General features: G+C 45.8%; 11 protein-coding genes. 8 read left to right on the forward strand and 3 right to left on the reverse strand.

The genetic code is table 11. From position 1 onward, the window contains the following. Positions 1 to 16 precede the first annotated feature (16 nt). The gene (locus QUB56_RS08495; protein ID WP_332954715.1) at positions 17 to 1,231 is read right to left on the reverse strand and encodes a lipid-A-disaccharide synthase-related protein; all 1,215 of its coding nucleotides are present in this window, start codon (positions 1,229 to 1,231) and stop codon (positions 17 to 19) included. A gap of 108 nt (positions 1,232 to 1,339) precedes the next feature. On the opposite strand from QUB56_RS08495, the gene QUB56_RS08500 reads away from it, so the two are divergent. The 3 genes from QUB56_RS08500 to QUB56_RS08510 all read left to right on the forward strand — a co-directional run bounded on the left by QUB56_RS08500 (position 1,340) and on the right by QUB56_RS08510 (position 4,614). Further along, positions 1,340 to 2,503, forward strand: coding sequence for a GuaB3 family IMP dehydrogenase-related protein (locus QUB56_RS08500; protein ID WP_332954716.1), 1,164 nt, complete (start codon positions 1,340 to 1,342; stop codon positions 2,501 to 2,503). 530 nt (positions 2,504 to 3,033) lie between these two features. Beyond that, the gene (trxA, locus tag QUB56_RS08505; RefSeq protein WP_332954717.1) at positions 3,034 to 3,357 is read left to right on the forward strand and encodes a thioredoxin; all 324 of its coding nucleotides are present in this window, start codon (positions 3,034 to 3,036) and stop codon (positions 3,355 to 3,357) included. Between the two features lie 189 nt (positions 3,358 to 3,546). Then, positions 3,547 to 4,614, forward strand: a complete 1,068-nt coding sequence (locus tag QUB56_RS08510; RefSeq protein ID WP_332954718.1) for an LOG family protein — start codon at positions 3,547 to 3,549, stop codon at positions 4,612 to 4,614. Between the two features lie 257 nt (positions 4,615 to 4,871). On the opposite strand, the gene QUB56_RS08515 is transcribed toward QUB56_RS08510, so the two are convergent. Both QUB56_RS08515 and QUB56_RS08520 read right to left on the reverse strand, forming a co-directional pair. Continuing rightward, positions 4,872 to 5,435 (reverse strand): transposase, encoded by a 564-nt coding sequence (locus QUB56_RS08515; RefSeq protein WP_332954797.1) that lies wholly within the window; start codon positions 5,433 to 5,435, stop codon positions 4,872 to 4,874. Further along, positions 5,416 to 6,006, reverse strand: a complete 591-nt coding sequence (locus QUB56_RS08520) for a transposase (protein WP_332954719.1) — start codon at positions 6,004 to 6,006, stop codon at positions 5,416 to 5,418. Before QUB56_RS08520 ends, QUB56_RS08515 begins: the two co-directional genes overlap by 20 nt. A 261-nt stretch (positions 6,007 to 6,267) precedes the next feature. Between QUB56_RS08520 and QUB56_RS08525 the strand changes: the two genes are divergently transcribed. From QUB56_RS08525 to QUB56_RS08545, 5 genes are all read left to right on the forward strand, one after another. Then, a complete protein-coding gene (locus tag QUB56_RS08525) occupies positions 6,268 to 7,473 on the forward strand; it encodes an urease accessory protein UreH domain-containing protein (RefSeq protein WP_332954720.1) in 1,206 nt (401 codons plus the stop codon). Continuing rightward, a complete protein-coding gene (locus QUB56_RS08530) occupies positions 7,448 to 7,921 on the forward strand; it encodes a hypothetical protein (protein WP_332954721.1) in 474 nt (157 codons plus the stop codon). Before QUB56_RS08525 ends, QUB56_RS08530 begins: the two co-directional genes overlap by 26 nt. Positions 7,922 to 8,194: 273 nt before the next feature. Further along, a complete protein-coding gene (locus QUB56_RS08535; protein WP_332954722.1) occupies positions 8,195 to 9,637 on the forward strand; it encodes a cytochrome ubiquinol oxidase subunit I in 1,443 nt (480 codons plus the stop codon). A gap of 8 nt (positions 9,638 to 9,645) precedes the next feature. Then, complete coding sequence (gene cydB / locus QUB56_RS08540) at positions 9,646 to 10,659, forward strand: cytochrome d ubiquinol oxidase subunit II (RefSeq protein WP_332954723.1); 1,014 nt, start codon at positions 9,646 to 9,648, stop codon at positions 10,657 to 10,659. A gap of 613 nt (positions 10,660 to 11,272) precedes the next feature. After that, positions 11,273 to 16,654 carry an AAA family ATPase gene (locus QUB56_RS08545; protein WP_332954724.1) on the forward strand — a complete coding sequence of 1,794 codons (5,382 nt, stop codon included), beginning with the start codon at positions 11,273 to 11,275 and terminating at the stop codon, positions 16,652 to 16,654. Positions 16,655 to 16,800: the final 146 nt, after the last annotated feature.

The raw sequence follows: 16,800 nt of genomic DNA on the forward strand, positions 1-16,800 counted from the left end.
ACGTACCCTACCACAATCAATAACCAAGATAGTTTGCCACGTAATTAGCAATTTTTAGGCTGCCGCCCGATCGCCCCATTCTCTCTAAACCATTTTGAATGCAACTGGCTAAATATTTATCATCTTGTAAAGTGCGATCGACTGCCAAAGCAGCTTCCTTGATAATATGAGAATTCGCTGGTTGTGTGCCAATAACCTGCACCGAGTCACCTAAAAGCCGATTTTGAGCTTCCGCAAACCGATAGGTAAATGCAGGGCCGTTTCCCGGTACTGCAATTACAGGTTTTCCCAAGCCCACAGCTTGTTCGACAGCAGTTCCAGTCATCCCAATTACTAAACTGGACTGCTGCAAAATATCGGCGAAAGCATCGGGCGAGCAAATTACTTCTACTTCTTCTAATTTGTGTGCGCGAAAAGACGGTTTGATTGCTGGAAAAATGAGCTTTCCCCATCGGTGTTTCCATCCATAACGCGCCGCAATATCATCTAATTGAGGCATCAAAGCCGGAACTAAAGCTGCCCAAAACTGCACCGGTACCGTAGAGTTAGTAGCAATTTCTTTAACCAGTTCCATCAGCAAAACGAGGTTGTTAGTGGCTTCTGGGAGGCGAGAACCGGGGAGAAGGGCGATCGTCCGAACTCGGGGGATTAACTGCAAATCTTTGCCAGTAGAATTGAGGTGGTCCATGACAGGATTGCCGACAAACTGAGCTTTCTTTAAACCCTGTTGATTTAAGTCAGCAGCAGTCAAAGCATCTCTAGTAAAAACAGCAAGGCATCGAGGCGAGGAAAGCAACTGCCACAAGATTAAACCCAAATCGACTCGCCCCTCGTAATAACTAGAATGAGCCGATAGAAAAATTATATAGGGGCGGTTGCTGGCATGGGCGATCGCCGCGGCGACAATATCCCCAGTTGCCACTACCAAATCGCAGTGGCGCGAATGCCTCCAAACAGCCTGCAATTGCTGCCAAGTCAAAGCAATCAGCCCGGCCCCAATATCTTTGAGCAAAAACAGGGGATTCATGTAAAAAACGCCGCCTGATGGCATTTTACTGGTAGGCCCAATAATTGGCACGGTCGATCGGCTGTAAGCAGCCCCGTCACCGACAATGGGCATCGCCGAAACATCAACATCCACGCCAGATGCTCTCAAAGCTTTGAGAATTTGACAGTTAATCGCGTCTTCCCCGTGGCCATTGCTGAGGAAAAGTATCCCCTTCGATTTCATAAAATCCAATCAATATCAGGCTTTTTAAACTGATTTGCGCGATCGCTACCTGCCGACAGGCTACGATTTTGTTACTCTAATTTAAATACATTGTGGAAGAGAAACAGCGTGAATATTGAAATTGGGCGGGGCAAAAGTGCTCGCCGAGCTTACGGCATAGATGAAATCGCGCTCGTACCAGGACAGCGCACCCTCGATCCGAGTTTGGCAGATACCAAGTGGCAGATTGGCGGGATCGATCGAGAAATCCCGATTATCGCCAGTGCAATGGATGGAGTAGTCGATGTCCGCATGGCGATTTTGCTGTCGGAATTGGGAGCAATGGGGGTGCTCAACCTAGAAGGAATTCAAACCCGCTATGCCGATCCCCAGCCAATATTAGAGCGCATCGCCAGTGTCGGGAACCACGAATTTGTTGCCCTAATGCAGCAACTCTATGCCGAACCCATCAAGCCAGAATTAATCGAGCTCAGAATTAAAGAAATTAAAGCAGGAGGAGGGATTGCCGCCGTCAGCGGTACACCGGCCGCTGCGAGCAAATACGGTCGGGCCGTTGCTGAATCGGCAGCCGATATATTTTTTGTGCAAGCAACTGTAGTCTCCACAGCTTTTCTTTCCCCTGACTCTATCGCGCCTCTAGACTTAACTCAATTCTGTCAAGAGATGCCGATACCAGTAATTTTGGGCAACTGCGTCACCTACGAAGTCGCCCTGAATTTAATGAAAACTGGCGCCGCGGGCATTCTCGTGGGCATTGGGCCGGGGGCTGCTTGCACGTCTAGAGGCGTATTGGGTGTCGGCGTTCCCCAAGCCACAGCGGTAGCAGACTGCGCCGCCGCGCGGGACGACTACTATCGCGAAACTGGCAAATACGTGTCGGTAATTGCTGACGGCGGTTTAATTACCGGGGGCGATATCTGCAAGTGCATTGCCTGCGGCGCGGATGGAGTGATGATTGGTTCGCCCTTTGCCAGGGCCGCCGAAGCTCCCGGCCGCGGCTTTCACTGGGGGATGGCGACTCCCAGCCCGGTTTTGCCGCGCGGCACTCGCATTCGCGTGGGGACTACGGGTACTGTGGAGCAAATTTTGCGCGGGCCGGCCCTCCTAGATGACGGTACGCACAACTTGCTCGGAGCTCTGAAAACTAGCATGGGCACCCTGGGCGCTAAGGATCTTAAGGAGATGCAGCAAGTGGAAGTGGTAATTGCTCCTTCTCTGCTGACTGAGGGTAAAGTCTATCAAAAAGCTCAGCAGTTGGGCATGGGTAAGTAGATTTACTGACTGAATACCAGGGTACCTTGACAAAATTTGTTCAAGAGTCTCGAAATTTACAGAATGTTGTGGAATTATCGAGAAGGAGATGTCACAATATAAGAAGCGGAGACGAAGGTTTCCGTTCACTCCTCACACCACACTCCGCCCGGACTACTGTTCGGGCGGTTCCTTTTTTACCCAAAACTTCGGTCTTATTTACTAGGTACTGAGCTGAGGCTGTTAGCTCCGGATTGTTGGGGAGAGTGGTTCGTCCGCGAGTGGGGGAATAGTGTTAAATGCTGAGCTAAAAGTATTTCTATTTCTGCGTTCTACCCGGTCTCCCCGTGCCGAAAGGTCGTGAAGCGAAGCTATCCCGAAGGGAATCGCCCTCAACCTCGATCGGTTCAATCCGTTATATCGGTTCAATCCGTTACATCGGTTACAACACCTGTTGCCGAACTTTGTACTGTTAAAATCGTTGACGCAAGTGGTTACACTTTTTGCTAAACTTGTTATCCGAGAAATAGTATTTACAAGGATGGCTAGGGATGTCAGCAGCCGCGCAAGTAACCGACTCTACCTTTAAGCAGGAAGTGATCGATAGCGATATTTTAGTTCTAGTGGATTTTTGGGCTCCTTGGTGCGGGCCCTGTCGGATGGTGGCGCCTGTCGTAGACGAAATTGCCCAGCAATATGAAGGGCAGGTGAAGGTAGTAAAAGTTAATACCGACGAGAATCCTCAGGTGGCCAGCCAATACGGTATCCGCAGCATTCCAACGCTGATGATATTTAAGGGCGGTGTACGGGTGGATATGGTGGTTGGGGCAGTTCCAAAAACTACTCTGGCAAACACTCTGGAAAAGTACATTTAACCCAACTACGAGGGGTTGCGCGCTGTTCTTTTTGGGCCGCGAAAGCTAACTTGCTTCAGAACCGGGGCAAAGCTACAGGAAAAGTTATTAGTTCCCAGCAGGGCAATTTGCTGGTGGCTATTGGCTTATAACTTTGGCTTGCCCCTTAATTTTTAGTAGCGACAAATAGTTACCGTTTCGGAAAAATTCATGATTCCTTCTGGATCTGGTCAAGGTTTTGAGTCCCTCCAAGCTGAATTGATCGATTTGATCGATCGCTTCCCCATGTTGAAGCACTCTGAGTGGATCGAACGATCGCTCTCTACTATAGTGCAAATGGCCCGAGAGGATCTCGATCGCCTAGACTGGAAAATTATTGCCGCGTCGCTCCGAGATATGGAGAGCGCTTTTGAGCTGTTTTATCCTTACCGCCACGTTCGCAAAATTGTGATTTTTGGTTCGGCGAGGGTGTCACCGCAATCGGCGGAATATTTAATGGCCAGAGACTTTGCGCGGGCAATGACCGAGCAGGGGTTTATGGTGATTACTGGTGGCGGTGGCGGGATTATGCAGGCGGGGAACGAGGGGGCGACTGCTGAACGTTCTTTTGGGCTCAACATTCAGTTGCCTTTCGAGCAGACTTCTAATCCTTTTATTGCGGGCGATCGCAAATTGCTCAATTTTAAATATTTTTTCACTCGCAAATTATTTTTTCTCCGCCAGAGCGATGCTTTGGCTCTGTTTCCGGGCGGTTTCGGCACTCTGGACGAGGCGTTTGAGTGTCTGACTTTGATTCAAACTGGCAAGTTCGGGCCGGCTCCTGTGGTATTGATCGATCGACCGGGAGGAGATTATTGGCTTGATTGGAATATTTTTGTGCAAAAACAATTGCGGGGCCGGGGTTTTATTTCAGCCAACGATCGCAGCCTGTATACGATTACGGACGATGTAAATGTCGCTTGCGAGGCGATCGGTAGTTTTTATCTGGTTTATCACTCCTGCCGCTACGTGCGCGAAAAATTGGTAATTCGCTTGAAAACAGAGCTTTCTGAGGAGAATGTCGAGCGGCTAAATGCTGATTTTAGCGATATTGTTGTCACCGGAAAAATTGAAAAAAGTCAAGCTTTGCCTCCGGAAATAGGAGATGCAACTTTCGAGCTGCCGCGCCTAGTTTTGCATTTTAACCAGCGGGATTTGGGGCGGCTTTATCAGCTAATTGCTGCTATAAATCAAATGGGTGCAGCTTCGCCGACGGCGGCGCATCCAGCACAAAAGTAGTTATCAGTCATTAGTTATTAGACTTGTAGGGTGCGTCAGGCTTTCGTTAGAGAGGGATTATTAAGGGTTTAGACTTCAGACGCACCCTACTACATAGCAATCCTAAATCATTTGTGAATTTCTTACTCCCGAACCGCGGGTTCGGGGAGGGCTGGGGTGGGGTAAAAAATTTACGGCTCCTGCAAAAATTGTTATATGTGTCAGTTGCATAAGTCCTAAGAAATTGACATACTCCCCGCGCATGAATGCGGGGGATTCTAAAGGCTCAAACAGCAGTTGCAGGCCTTCGCCTGTCTGACACTACCTAACCCAACCATTGATGCCCCAACGGTTTGAATATTTATAGATGCGTTTTCATCTCGTCCATTAACAGATTGGCAAGATGGGCAACGCCATTGCCTCACCGATAGATCTAGCGATTCCAGAATGTGACCGCATTGAGCGCACGTCTTTGAACTCGGATACCACTGGTCAATAAAAACGACTAATTTACGCTTTTTCTTGGCTACCCATTCGAGAATTAACAGGAATTCCCCCAGTGCCAAGTCATTGATTTTACGTCCCCAAAGCCGTTGCATTCCTTTGAGGTTCAATGTTTCAAAGCACAATACATCAAAGCGATCAGTTAGTTCATGAGCCAGCTTCCAGAACCAATCACGTCTTTGGTTGGCAATCTTTTCGTATTGCCTACATAGATGCTTTCTGGCTTGCTCACGACGCAAAGACCCCTTTTGTTTACGTGATAACTGCTTACACGCTTTACGGATGGTATTGAGTCCTTGTTGAAAGAATTCGGGCGATTCAATCTTGCTGCCATCGATCGCAAGTGAGGAAAGTTTTCAGACCGAAATCGAATCCCGCTATCTTACCAGTCGCAAACTCAATCTCTGGCTCTGAACCCTCATCCACCACTACAACCATAAACAACTCACCTAATGGTGTGCGTTTGATGGTCAACGTTTTAACTATGCCCTGAAGAGGTCTAGAGTTCCAAAACTGATAAACCCTGCTGACAATCTTCACTCGATTACCACCCAGAAACTTGTATCCAGCTTGTTTCATGGTGAAGGATTTGTATTTTTTGATTTTCTTAAATCCTGGTGACTTTACCCCCTTCTTGTGATGTTTTAAAAATAGCTGGTATGCCTTCTCAATGCGCTGACAAATATCTTGCACCGCAAGAGAGCCAACTAACTGCCAAAATGGATTGCGCTTTCTGGGCTTGGCAATATGAGCTTGAAGTTGGGCGCAGTTCAAATGCTTAACCCACATCCGATAATACCGACGATGGAGAGCGACCGCATGGTTGTAGATAACTCCATTAGCATTGATTGACTGCTTCAGGTATCTATTCCGCTTGTGACTGTAGAGCTTAAATTTCAGTGTGTTCATGCTAGTATTGTAGATCATTTAGATATATGTATGCCATGAAAAAGAGTGTGTTTTTTAGGTTGAGTGACGAAGAGTTTGAGAGGCAGGAAGTCTATTGCGAATCAACAGGAATATCTTTCATCAGATGTCTTAACAGAACTCATTAGAAACCTTAAGATTAAGAAAAAGCCGTCAAGCTTATGACGGGGCTTTAAACCCAAAATTTTCGGTAAAAACAAATCTAAAATCTCAAATCTAAAATCTAAAATCGGATGACTCAAAATGCTAGACCTGCTGCTAATTGCAATTTTGGGATTTCTCGGCAGTTTCGGTCACTGCGCCGGGATGTGCGGCCCGCTGACAATGGCGTTTTCTCTTTCTAATTCCCGCAACGATAAATTAGCTGCTTTCCGCTTTCATTTGCTGCTAAATTTGGGGAGAATTTCTGCTTACGCTGCAGTTGGTGCTGCAATTGGCGGACTGGGTTCGGTGTTGATTGCTGGCGGACTTTTGGCCGGTACGGGTAGCGAATTGCGGCGCGCGATCGCACTTCTGACGGGCACGATGCTGATTTGGTTCGGAGTAGTGCAAATTCAACCGAACTTGCTGCCGCGATTGCCGCTGCTGCACCCAATGTCGCACGATCGAGTCGGACAAGCAATGAGCAAGCTTTCGGCGCAAAAAAACTCGTGGGTGCCAGTTGGTTTGGGTTTGCTTTGGGGTTTGATTCCCTGCGGTTTCCTCTACGCGGCGCAGATTAAGGCGGCGGAAACCGGAAACCCGGTTTTGGGTGCCGCGACAATGCTGGCCTTCGGACTCGGCACAGGGCCAACTATGCTGGGAGTGGGTTTTTTTGCTGGCAGATTGAGCGCTTCCAGGCGGAGTCAACTGTTTCGGATGGGTGGGTGGGTGACGGTAGCCATCGGGATTCTTACCTTGCTGCGAACCGATGAAATGGTAGATTTTACCGGCCACGCAGCGCTGCTGTGCTTGATGCTAGCACTGTTGGCGCGTCCCGTTAGCAAGTTTTTGCCGCAACTGCTGCGCTACCGCCGCGCCTTGGGTGTGGGCGCGTTTCTCTTAGCAGTCGCCCACACGTTTCATATGCTGGACCATACGCTGCAATGGAATTTTGATGCTGTGTCTTTCATGTTGCCGCAGCACCAGTTGGGAATGGCGGCTGGGATGCTGTCGCTGCTGTTGATGGTACCCGCGGCGGTTACAAGTGTCGATCGCATTCAAAATTTTTTAGGCAAGCTGTGGCGAATGCTTCACCTGTTAAGCGTTCCAGCTTTCCTGCTGTGCGCTGTACACGCGGCATTCATAGGTTCCCACTATCTCGGCGGCTTTGAATGGAAGTTGCACAATCAACTGCTGACAGCCGTGTTAGCAGTGGTTGCGGTGTTAGTTATGTTTGTGCGATCGCGCTGGTTTTGGTCAATTTTATCGCTAGAGAAGTTCTATGTTTCGCCTGTCAAACAAAAGTAAAAGTTTAGGATTGTTAGTTTTTTTGGGATTGCTAATTGAAGCAGCAATTCCCACCGCGCCGCAGTTAAACTCGATTTCAGTTTTAGCGCACCAAGTCGAATTCTCAGGAGATGTAGCCGCTACCTTTCACCTAGAACCAAACCACAACCCGCGCGCCGGACAGCCTGCAAGAGTGTGGTTTGCGCTAACTCGCAGGGGCGGTCAAATTATCCCGCTAGAGCAGTGTAATTGCAAATTGGCTGTTTATCCGAAAGAGCGCAAAGAAGGAGATAAGCCGCTGATGCAGCCGCCTTTAACCGCCATAGCTGCCGAGAAATATCAAGGGATTCCCGGAGGTGATATCGTGTTTCCCAAGGCTGGCATTTACGAACTTGAATTGAGCGGAACCGCCAAAAACAAAGCTAATTTTAAACCCTTTAAACTGACTTATACAGTCACGGTTCGCTAAGATAATCTTTCCCTCACAGAACATAAATCTTGTAGGGGCGGGTTCACCAACAATAAATGCCTAAAACCCACACTCCCATCAACCCGCCCCACCCAACGACCAATCATAATCTACCTATTTTTACATACAATAAAATACAACCGAAATCTGTATAAAACCTTAAAAATTGCCAACTCTACAAAATGTCACAATTTTTTACACTACATTATAACCAGTGTCCATTATCGAATTTGTGCAAGCTAACCTCTCTTGAACAGAGCAAAGGATATAACGATGGATATCTTATCTAACACCGTAGCGCTATCGCGGATGCAATTTGCGCTAACCGCCATATTCCATATGCTGTGGCCAGTTCTGACTACTGGAATGGGGATTTATCTGGTAATTGTTGAAGGAATGTGGCTGAAAAGTCGCAATCCCGACTACTACCATCACGCTCGGTTTTGGTCTAAACTCTACGTCCTCAACTTCGGTATTGGAGTAGCTTCAGGAATTCCAATGGAATTTCAATTTGGCACGAATTGGGCACCCTTTTCTGAAGCGGTTGGTGACTTTTTTGGCAGCATTTTAGGCTTTGAAGCTTCAATGGCATTTATGCTAGAAGCCGGCTTTTTAGGAATTATGCTGTTTGGTTGGGAGCGCGTTCACCCGATCGTCCATTATTTCGCTACAATCATGGTAGCCTTCGGCGCTAACCTATCCACAGTATGGATTTTAGTCGCTAACTCTTGGCTGCAAACTCCTGCCGGCGGAGAAATGGTCAATGGCAAGTTTATTGTCAGCGATTACTTTCAAGCAATTATGAACCCGTTCGCATTAAACAGTATTCTCCATATGTTTTTTGCGACATTAGAAACTTCCCTGTTTGTCATTGGTGGCATTAGCGCTTGGTACATTCTCAATAAGCGGAACCAAGCCTTTTTTTCCAAGTCTTTAAAAATTGCCATAGCGACAGCAATCGCCGTGGCACCTTTGCAGATATACATCGGACATTTGAGCGCCGAACAAGTTTATCACTATCAACCCACTAAATTAGCAGCAATCGAAGCTAAGTGGGAAACCTCACCAGCCGGAGAGTCAGCAGATTGGACGTTGCTAGCTTTGCCTAATGAAAAAGCCCAAAAAAATGACTGGGAAATTAGCGTGCCCAATGGCTTAGGATACGTTCTGGAATTCAAACAAAAACTCTCCGAACCCGTACTCGGTTTAAAGGAATGGAAACCAGAAGATAGACCCCGGATGGTGGGTTTAATCTACTATTGTTTCCGCATCATGTCCGGCATTGGATTCTTCTTTTTAGGACTGATGCTGTTCAGTATAATTCAGTGGATGCGAGGCAAACTTGCTGCTGAAAATATCGGCAGTCAACCTTGGCTGATGCGCGCTTGGGTATTAGCTGCTCCCCTGGGATATATTGCTGTAGAATCGGGTTGGATTGTCCGCTGTGTCGGCAGACAACCGTGGGCTTTATACGGGCAAATTCGCACTGCTGACGCCGTGTCCAACATCCCCGCCAGCAATGTTTTAACTTCTCTCACTTTCTTTGCAGTTATTTACAGCTTTTTGTTTGTTTGTGCTTTGTATTTTGGCAGCCGAATTATCCGCCAAGGTCCTAATTTAACTCTGCCAGTTCCCGGTTTAGACAATGAACCTGCAATCGAAAGTCAACCCGGAGAACACATTCCCGATAGACGTCCCTTAGAAGCACAACAATAGGATATTTTATGCAAGCTTTGGAGCATTTTCTCCCGCAAGTTTGGTTTGTCATTTTGGCTTTGTTTCTCTTGCTATACGTCATGCTAGACGGTTTTGACTTAGGAGTAGGAATCCTGTCTCTGACTGCTGATGACGAGGAACGCAGGGGCATTCTAATGACCAGTTTGGGCAACGTTTGGGACGCAAACGAAACGTGGCTGGTTTTAATGGGAGGCGCTTTATTTGGCGCATTTCCCCTCGCTTACGGCACGATTTTAACTGCTTTGTACATACCGATTTTCCTGATGCTTTTTGGTTTGATATTTCGGGCGGTAGCCTTTGAATTTCGCGAGCATTCTAATCGCAAATTATTCTGGAATTATGCCTTTGGTGCTGGCAGTTTTTTAGCAGCTTTAGCTCAAGGATTTGCCCTCGGTGCGGTGCTCGAAGGCATTGCGGTTGACGAAGCCGGTCACTTTGTGGGCACTACTTGGGATTGGCTCGATTGGCGATCGATCTTGGTCGCTTTGACGCTGGTTCAAGGGTATGTTTTGATCGGTTCAACCTATCTAATTATGAAAACGGAGGGCGAACTGCAAACAAATCACTACCGCACGGCTAAAATTGCGGCGGTGACAACTTTAATCGGAGCAGTTTTAATTACGATCGCCACTCCGGTTTTTTACGAAAGCGCTAGAGCCAGGTTGTTCGAGAAACCGCTAGTTTATGTCTTTGCCGCGATTCCTTTGTTGGGAGTGCTGTTGGTGGGACTGCTGCTGAAAAGTCTCGCAAGCAAAGAAGAACGGACGCCGTTTATCTGGACGATTATGATTTTTTTGCTTACTTTCATCGGCTTGGGATTGATTGTTTTTCCCTACATTATCCCCACGCAAATCACGATTTACCAAGCCGCAGCTTCGCCCAGCGCCCTGGTATTTATGATTGTGTTTATGGGCATTCTGCTCCCGATTATGATTTTTTACAACATCTACAATTATGTTGTGTTTCGGGGTAAGGTTGTCGGCGGCCACTACGGGGAATAAAGAATAATAAAACCGCCGATGCAGGCGAATATACGCAGATAAGCTCAAATCTATATCCGGGTCGATCTGCGTATATTTTCGTACAAATTACAGATTAGTGTTTTCGGATACCATCACAACTTACGCAACCATACTATATACAGCGTCAATAGTGCGGAGCAAACAAAGGAACTGGTTTAGGATTAGCTCTTGCACGTCATGCGCTTTGAGAGTTAAAATTTGAGAGCGTTCCCACGGATGAGTCCGGGAGCTGGCGATCGGGATGCGGAGCTTTTTTCAAAGATCCACGGATGAATCCAAGGGATTGTGACCAAAGTGCTTTCGGTCAAATAATAGTTGAGAAACATGGGAAAAAATTACAGTTAATTCTGTCTCTCGCGAGGGTGCAAAGTTTGCGCTCCCCATGTTTGTCAAATAATAAATATAATGGAATGGAAGAGAATGTTTTAATTTCACTGTTGTATAACCAGACTGCGGAAATTTTTTGATAGCCAACCGTAGAATAAGGGTTTCAAAGCTCCAAGGCAATCCAGCTACTAACGGAAAATCGAGGGTGTCACACTAGGAACTAAAAACTGCCCCGACTATTGGTATAAGAGAGGATTAACAGGTTATGGATGCGATCGCAAATTTGTCAGGTTATCACATTACAGAGAAACTTTATGCAGGTACACGTACCCTAGTCTATCGAGGCATCCGTACCCGTGACCAATACCCAGTCGTCGTCAAACTGCTGCGAAACAAATACCCCACCTTCAACGATCTCGTCCAGTTTCGCAACCAATATACCATTGCCAAAAATCTCGACTTCCCTCACCTCGTCAAAGCCCTGACGCTGGAAGTATACCAGAATAGCTATGTCCTAGTAATGGAGGACTTTGGCGGAGTCTCCCTATCTACTTATCTCAAAACCGCAACAAATGAAACCCAACCATCTCAAGTTTTACCTTTAGCAGAATTTCTCCCACTCGCCATACAACTAACAGACATTATTCACTATCTCTACCAAAACCGAGTTATTCACAAAGATATTAAACCCGCTAATATTCTCATTAATCCGGACACGAAACAAATTCAACTAATTGACTTTAGCATCGCATCCCTCCTACCGCGAGAAACCCAAGAAATCCAGAATCCCAATATTTTAGAAGGAACATTAGCCTATCTCTCCCCCGAACAAACAGGACGGATGAATCGAGGCATTGACTATCGCAGTGACTTTTATTCCCTGGGTGTGACTTTTTATGAATTGTTGACAGGAAAGTTACCATTTATCTCGGATGACCCGATGAAATTGGTGCATTGTCACCTCGCTAAACACTCGATACCGGTCCATCAAATTAATCCGGAAATCCCCTTGAGCTTATCGCAAATTGTCAGTAAGCTGATGGCAAAAAATGCCGAAAAACGCTATCAAAGTGCATTAGGACTCAAGCACGATTTAGAGATTTGTTTAGTTCAGTTACAAAAAACAGCCAAAATAGAATTTTTTGAACTTGGAAAGCGAGATATTAGCGATCGCTTTACTATCCCCGAAAAGCTCTACGGTAGAGAAAAAGAAGTCGATCGACTATTAGCTGCCTTTGAGCGAGTCAGCCTGGGAGCAACAGAAATGATGCTAGTAGCAGGTTTTTCGGGAATTGGGAAAACCGCCGTTGTCAATGAAGTTCATAAACCCATTGTCCGTCAGCGCGGTTATTTTGTCAAAGGCAAATACGATCAATTTCAACGCAACATTCCCTTCAGTGCCTTTGTGCAAGCCTTCCGCGACTTAATGGGTCAATTGCTATCAGAATCGGATACCCAACTGCAAACATGGAAAACCAAGATTTTAGCAGCAGTGGGAGACAACGGACAAGTCTTGATTGACGTAATTCCTGAGTTAGAACGTATAATTGGCGCTCAACTTCCTGCAACAGAATTGTCAGGAAGTGCCGCCCAAAATCGCTTTAATCTGCTAATGCAGAAATTTGTGCAAGTTTTTACCAGCAAAGAACATCCTTTAGTGATGTTTTTGGATGACTTGCAGTGGGCGGATTCAGCCTCTCTGAATTTGCTACAATTACTGATGATGGATACTGGATATTTATTAGTATTGGGGGCATATAGAGATAATGAAGTTTCGCCAGTGCATCCATTTATCTTAACAGTGGATGAGATAGTTAAAACTGGGGCAACAGTGAATACGATTACTTTGCAAGCGTTAAGCGAACCCGATATGAATTTGTTGGTGGCGGATACGCTGAATTGTGAATCATCCCTTGCCCAACCTTTGACAACATTAGTCTATCAAAAAACTCAGGGCAATCCTTTCTTTGCGACTCAGTTTCTCAAGGCATTACATGACGATCGGCTAATTATTTTTAATTGGGATATTCGGCATTGGCAGTGTGATATTGCTCTAGTCAAAGCCTTAGCGATCACTGATGATGTCGTTGAATTCATGGCCGGGCAATTGCAGAAGTTGCCCAGAGAGACTCAGGATGTTCTCACATTAGCTGCTTGTATAGGAGCGCAGTTTGATTTAAATACGTTAGTAATTGTCAGTGAGAAATCTGCTGGAATGACGGCTACGGCTTTATGGAAAGCATTGCAGGAAGGTTTGGTGATTCCCACGACCAAAATTTATAAGTTCTTTACGGAATCGGAGAGTGATGAAGCTTTCAAGGCTTCAGGTAATCCAACTTATCGATTTTTACACGATCGCGTCCAGCAAGCCGCATATTCGCTAATTCCAGATTCACAGAAAAAGGCAACTCATCTCAAAATTGGACAGTTACTCCAGCAAAATTGCACCGAGATAGAGCAAGAGGAAAAACTGTTTGATATTGTCGGGCATTTGAATCGAGGAATTGAGTTAATCGTCCAACCGAGCGAACGAGAAGCCTTAGCTAAACTAAACTTGGCAGCCGGTTGTAAAGCCAGAAATTCTACCGCTTACACTGCAGCCAGAGTTTATCTACAAGTGGGGCTTGAGCTACTGAGGGCCAACTGCTGGCAAAGCCAGTATGAATTGACTCTGAATCTCTATGTTGCTGCTGCTGAAGCCGCCTATTTGAATGCTGACTTTGATGGCATGGAACAGATGGCAGCACAGGTGTTACAGAATGCACAGACAATCTTAGACAAAATCAAAATTTACGAAATTCAAATCGTCGCACAGACAGCACAAAGCAAGACGTTAGAAGCGATCGCGGTCGCGAGAGATGCACTCTTACAATTGGGGGTTGAACTCCCCACCGAACCTGACGAAACTAAGATTAGCAAAGTCCTACAAAATCTTGCTAACCAACAAAGCGGCAAACGGATTGAAGAACTGGTTGACCTGCCAGTGATGACCGATGCCAAAACTCAGGCAGCAATCCAACTATTGGGAACCTTATTTCCGCCCGTTTTTCTAGGAATGCCGGGATTGCTACCCATCCTGAGCTCGATGATGGTGAGTTTATCGATCGAATTTGGAAATGCACCCGCATCGACGGTGGGGTATGCCATTCACGGCATGGTGCTATGTGCCTTTTTAGGAGAGGTAGAAATAGGCTATGGCTTTGGTAAACTGGCGATGAATTTGCTCGATCGCTTCAATATCCGCGCACTGAAAGCGACAATTCCCGCTTTTTTTGGAAGCTTTATTCAGCATCGCCAAGAAGCGATCGGGGCAACAATACCGACGCTGAAAGTTAGCTATACGGCTGCGATGGAAACCGGGGATTTTCTACAATCTGGCTATAGCATACTCATTTATCTCGAATCCAAATTTTTTGCTGGGGTGGAACTGGACACTTGGGAAACCGAAATAGCCAGTTACAGTGCTGTGATGACACAGGTCAAACAATATTTGGCTCGAGATTATTTGGAGATGATGCAGCAGACGGTGAATAACTTGAGGAAAGTCGGTATTCTCTCGGATTGCTTAATCGGTACTGGTTACGATGAAACGGTGATGCTTCCTAAGCATCATCAGAATAATGAATTCACGGTGATCGCCAAGACTTATGTTTATAAACTGCTGCTTGCCTATTCATCGGGCAACAACACCGCTGCCCTCGACTATATTCTCCAAGCGAAGCCGTATTTGATGGCAATATCGGGATTGATTCAAGTTCCAATTTTTCATTTTTATACCGCTTTGACGTACTTGGCAATCTTCCCCACAAAGCCAGAGCCAGAGCAATCAGAAATCCTCGCCCTAGCGGAAACTCATCAAACGATTCTGCAACAGTGGGCGAAAAATGCGCCCATGAATCATTTGCATAAATGGTATTTAATTGAAGCCGAAAAAAATCGGGTTTTGGGTAATAAAGCCGATGCCATAGACTTGTACGATCGGGCGATCTCCCTCGCTAAAGAAAATCTATTCCTCAACGAAGAAGCCCTCGCCAACGAACTCGCAGCCAAATTCTACCTAGAATGGGGCAAAGAAAAAGTAGCTCAAGCCTACATGATTGAAGCATATTATTGTTATGCCCGCTGGGGAGCTAAAGCCAAAATAGACGATTTGGAAAAACGTTATCCTCGCCTACTCGGTATTATCCTTCAGCCAGCTCAATCCTTTACTTCGTTTAAGGAAACGATCGCCCGGGGAACAATTACTTATAATACCAACTCTTCTAGCAGCAACTCGAATTTTCTAGATGTGCCTACTCTGAGGCAAGCCTCTCAAGCCATTTCTGGCGAGATTGAACTAGATAAACTCCTGACTACTCTTTTAAAAATAGCGATCGCGAATGCTGGGGCAACTAAGTGTGTCTTATTGCTCAAACAAGAACAGTATTTACAGGTAGCGGCTCTTGTAGCAGAGGGACAGGAACCTAAGCTATTACCATCAATACCTCTAGAATCTAGTCAGGATGTAGCGATTAGTTTGGTTAACACTGTCAAGCGTAGTTTGAAACCTTTGGTAATAGTCGATGCTCGGGTAAGTCTCCTGATTGCTGGCGATATTTACATTCAAAAACACCAGCCTAAAAGTATTCTTTGTATTCCTATTCTTAATCAAGGGCAGTTGATTGGGATTTTATACCTGGAAAATAACCTCACGGTTGGGGCGTTTACGAGCGATCGAATAGAAGTGCTAAATCTGCTGGCTTCTCAAGCTGCTATTTCCTTAGAAAATGCCCGTTTGTATCAAGAATCTCAACAAGCATTTACCCATCTCAAACAAGCACAAATAAAAATAGTTCAAAGCGAAAAGATGTCAGCATTGGGCAACTTAGTGGCTGGTGTTGCTCACGAAATTAATAATCCGGTTGGTTTTCTGGTTGGTAATATTCAACCGGCCTTAGATTATATCAAAGATTTGTTTGGATTGCTCGATTTGTATCAACAAAAATATCCCCAACTAGATCCAGAGATTAAAGAGGAAATCGAGAACATAGATCTTGACTACATCCGGGAAGATTTACCGAAATTAATAGGTTCGATGCGGGAAGGCGTGAAGCGGATTCGGGATATTAGTACCAGTCTACGGACATTCTCCCGTGCCGATACTAACTATCCCGTAGCTTGCAATATCCACGATGGCATCGATAGCACTATTATGATCCTGAAACATCGCCTCAAGGCTAACGACACTCGTCCAGAAATCAAAGTGATTAGGGAATACGGGAATTTGCCACAAGTTGAGTGTTATGCCGGACAGTTGAATCAAGTATTTATGAATGTGTTAGGTAATGCGATTGATGCTTTGGAGGAATCCAATCAAGGACGACTTTATGCAGAAATCGCCAATCAAATTACTATTAAGACGGAAATTGATGGAACCAAAAAACAAGCGATTATTCGCATTAAAGATAACGGTGTGGGAATCGATGAGGGAGTGCGAGAGAAGATTTTTGATGATTTATTTACTACCAAGGGAGTGGGACAAGGAACCGGGTTGGGATTGGCGATCGCACGGCACATTGTAGTTGAGAAACACGGCGGTAGAATAGAGGTAAATTCTGTAATGAGAGAAGGGACGGAGTTTATTATTTTCTTGCCCCTGAAAGGATAAAAACATCTTGATAGATGGCAATCTTTTTCTTCAAAAGTGAAAAATAATAAAAGGGGTAGAGTTGGTCTGCTGGGGGATTTCCGAGTTCTATACTCCGGATACTTGACAAATAAAAGTGTATACTTAATTACAATAGTCAATGTCTG

It is taken from the genome of Microcoleus sp. AR_TQ3_B6 (genome assembly GCF_036702785.1).
In the GTDB taxonomy this organism is placed as follows: Bacteria; Cyanobacteriota; Cyanobacteriia; order Cyanobacteriales; family Microcoleaceae; genus Microcoleus.

Excerpts from the sequence above, each read along its gene's own strand:
- QUB56_RS08495 (WP_332954715.1), bottom strand. The coding sequence starts at position 1,231 with ATGAAATCGAAGGGGATACTTTTCCTCAGCAATGGCCACGGGGAAGAC.
- QUB56_RS08510 (WP_332954718.1), top strand. The coding sequence starts at position 3,547 with ATGATTCCTTCTGGATCTGGTCAAGGTTTTGAGTCCCTCCAAGCTGAA.
- QUB56_RS08530 (WP_332954721.1), top strand. The coding sequence starts at position 7,448 with ATGTTTCGCCTGTCAAACAAAAGTAAAAGTTTAGGATTGTTAGTTTTT.
- QUB56_RS08520 (WP_332954719.1), bottom strand. The coding sequence starts at position 6,006 with ATGAACACACTGAAATTTAAGCTCTACAGTCACAAGCGGAATAGATAC.
- QUB56_RS08545 (WP_332954724.1), top strand. The coding sequence starts at position 11,273 with ATGGATGCGATCGCAAATTTGTCAGGTTATCACATTACAGAGAAACTT.
- trxA (WP_332954717.1), top strand. The coding sequence starts at position 3,034 with ATGTCAGCAGCCGCGCAAGTAACCGACTCTACCTTTAAGCAGGAAGTG.
- cydB (WP_332954723.1), top strand. The coding sequence starts at position 9,646 with ATGCAAGCTTTGGAGCATTTTCTCCCGCAAGTTTGGTTTGTCATTTTG.
- QUB56_RS08535 (WP_332954722.1), top strand. The coding sequence starts at position 8,195 with ATGGATATCTTATCTAACACCGTAGCGCTATCGCGGATGCAATTTGCG.
- QUB56_RS08525 (WP_332954720.1), top strand. The coding sequence starts at position 6,268 with ATGCTAGACCTGCTGCTAATTGCAATTTTGGGATTTCTCGGCAGTTTC.